The organism is Streptomyces calidiresistens, assembly GCF_014141525.1.
GTDB lineage: Bacteria > Actinomycetota > Actinomycetes > Streptomycetales > Streptomycetaceae > Streptomyces > Streptomyces calidiresistens.
This window is the reverse complement of record NZ_VKHS01000791.1, coordinates 1-2,424: the sequence shown is the minus strand read 5'-3', so window position 1 is coordinate 2,424 and position 2,424 is coordinate 1. Positions and strand designations below refer to the sequence as shown.

Below are 2,424 nucleotides of genomic sequence, written 5' to 3'. Positions count from 1 at the left end.
GGTGCTCACCCCCCTGGGGCCGGGGTTGGACCGGGGAGTGGCGCCGGAGCTTCGCCGGCGGGTGCTGGAGCTGCTGGCCGAACTGCCGGTGGGCGGGGCACCGGACCCGGCCTCCCTGCGGTCCCGGTTGCGATGGGAGCTGCCCCGGCGCACCACCGAGGAGCTGCACAGCACGGTGTGCGCGGCGACCTTGGCCGAGGCGGAGTGGCTGGGCCTCACCGGCCGGGGCGCCCTCGCCGACCACGCGCGCCCCCTGCTCGCCCCGGACGCCGGGATGAACACCGATTCGGACGTCGGGCCGGCCCCCGACGCCCCTCCCGGGGACTTCCGGGGGCCCGCGGAGACGGCCCTCGACGCCGCCGTGGACGCCCTGGCGCCCCTGCTGCCCGAGCCCGTGGACCACGTGCTGCTCCAGGCCGACCTGACCGCCGTCGCCCCCGGCCCGCTGCGCCGGGACCTGGCCCGGTTCATGGCCCGGACCGCCGACGTGGAGTCCACCGGCGGCGCCACCGTCTACCGCTTCACCGCCGACGGGGTGCGGCGCGCCCTGGACTCCGGACACACCCCGCGCGAACTGCACACCTTCCTCGCCGAACACTCCCGCACCCCGGTCCCCCAGCCCCTGACCTACCTGATCGACGACACCGCCCGGCGACACGGCCGACTGCGGGTGGGGGCCGCCGGCGGCTACCTGCGCTGCGAGGACGAGGCCCTGCTCGACCAGGTGCTCGCCGACCGCCGTTCGGAGTCCCTGCGGCTCCTGCGGATCGCGCCGACCGTCGCGGTCTCGCACGCCGCGCCGGACGTGCTGCTGGAACGGCTGCGGGAGCTGGGGTTGGCCCCGGCGGCCGAGGACGCCGAGGGAACGGTGGTCACCCTCGCCGGCGACGTGCGGCGCACCCCGCCGCGCACCGCCCCCCGACCGGTGCCGGACGGGCCGCCCCCGGCGGCGCCGTCCCTGCTGGGCGCGGCCGTCGGGGCGATCCGCGCGGGTGATCGGGCCGGGAGCCGGGAGGACGCCGGCGCGGTGGGCGCGGCCGGCTCCGGCCGACCGGCCCGGCGGGCCCGGGCCGCCGCCGCCCGCGAGGGCGCCTCGGGGCCCGCGCCCCGCACTCCGGTCGCGGAGATCCCGGGGGTGCTGCGCTCGGCCGCCGGGACGGGCGGCCGGGTGTGGGTGGGGTGTGTCGGCGCCGACGGCGCCGTCGAGCGCCGGCTGATCGCCCCGGTGCGGGTGGAGGGCGGCTTCGTCAGCTGCTTCGACCACACCGCCGACGAGGTCCGTACCTACCCCCTGCACCGCCTCACCGGCGCCGAACCCCTCCCCGAGGACGCCTGAGGGGTGTTCCCCGGCCCGCCTCCCCGGGGCCGTGACCGGCGGAAACAGCCGGTAGCATGCACCCTTCACATCATCGGTTCAACCGCATCACCGGTTCAACGGGGGAACAATGACATACCGCCTGCCCGCGATCCTCGCGGCCGGGGTCGCGACGCTGCTCCTTTCGGCCTGCGCCGGGCCGTCCGACGACGCCTCCCCACGGGAAACCGCCCCGGCCGCCGGGGTGTCGGAGGAGAACGGGGAACCGGTCCCCGAGGGGGCGGAGAGCCCCGAGCCGACGGAGTCGACCGAGCCGGAAAGCGCCGGGAACCTCGCGGACCTCCCCGCCGGGGAAGTGGCCCGGCTGATGGGGGAAACCGTCGCCGCCCTGGAGTCGGTGCGGATGAGCGGCACCGCCGACATCGGCGAGGAGGAGCCCATGCTGGTGGATGTCCACTTCGACCGGGAGGGCAACTGCGTCGGAACATCGACGTTCGCGGAGGGGCGCGCGGTCGAGTATCAGGCCGTGCCCGGAAAGGTGTGGTCGAAGCCGAACAGGGAATTCTGGGCGCACATGGCGGGTGGGGACGAGGAGTTCCTCTCCGAGATCGAAGGGAAATACTTCCTCGAAACCGGGAACACCGATCTCACCGCTTTCTGCACCCTGGACAGGCTTTTCGACGAGGACGGAAGTCTCGGGATCCTCGCCGACCTCGGCCACTCCATGGGGGAAACGGACGTGCACAACGGCATCCCCGTGGTCACCCTCCTCTCCGAGGGGGTGATGGGGACCACGACCACCCTGGTCGCCGCCGAGGCTCCGCACCACCCGTTGCTGATGGTCGGGCCGGAGGGAGCCGTCGCCCTCGAACTGAGCGACTTCGACGTTCCGGTCGAGGTCTCCCCGCCGCCCGCCCACATGATTGCCAACTGACACGGCGGGTCCCGACCGACCACGGGCGGGCGGGAACATCCGGTCCACTCGCCGGGACCCCCTCTCCCGGTACGCCCCGGACGTGCCCCGCTCCGGGCGGATGGACACGTCATCGGTGCGCGGGGGCGGGACGGGAAGAAGCCGGGGAAGAAGTGTCGGTGGGGCGGTTCATACT

2 protein-coding genes are annotated in these 2,424 nt (G+C 75.0%); both read left to right on the top strand.

Annotated elements, in window-relative coordinates:
* Positions 1-1,336, top strand: a 1,336-nt coding sequence (locus FOE67_RS22805) for a helicase-associated domain-containing protein (protein ID WP_182666722.1), incomplete at its 5' end; no start/stop codon positions are given.
* Between the two features lie 109 nt (positions 1,337-1,445).
* Complete coding sequence (locus FOE67_RS22800) at positions 1,446-2,249, top strand: hypothetical protein (RefSeq protein ID WP_182666721.1); 804 nt, start codon at positions 1,446-1,448, stop codon at positions 2,247-2,249.
* The last annotated feature ends 175 nt before the right edge of the window (positions 2,250-2,424 follow it).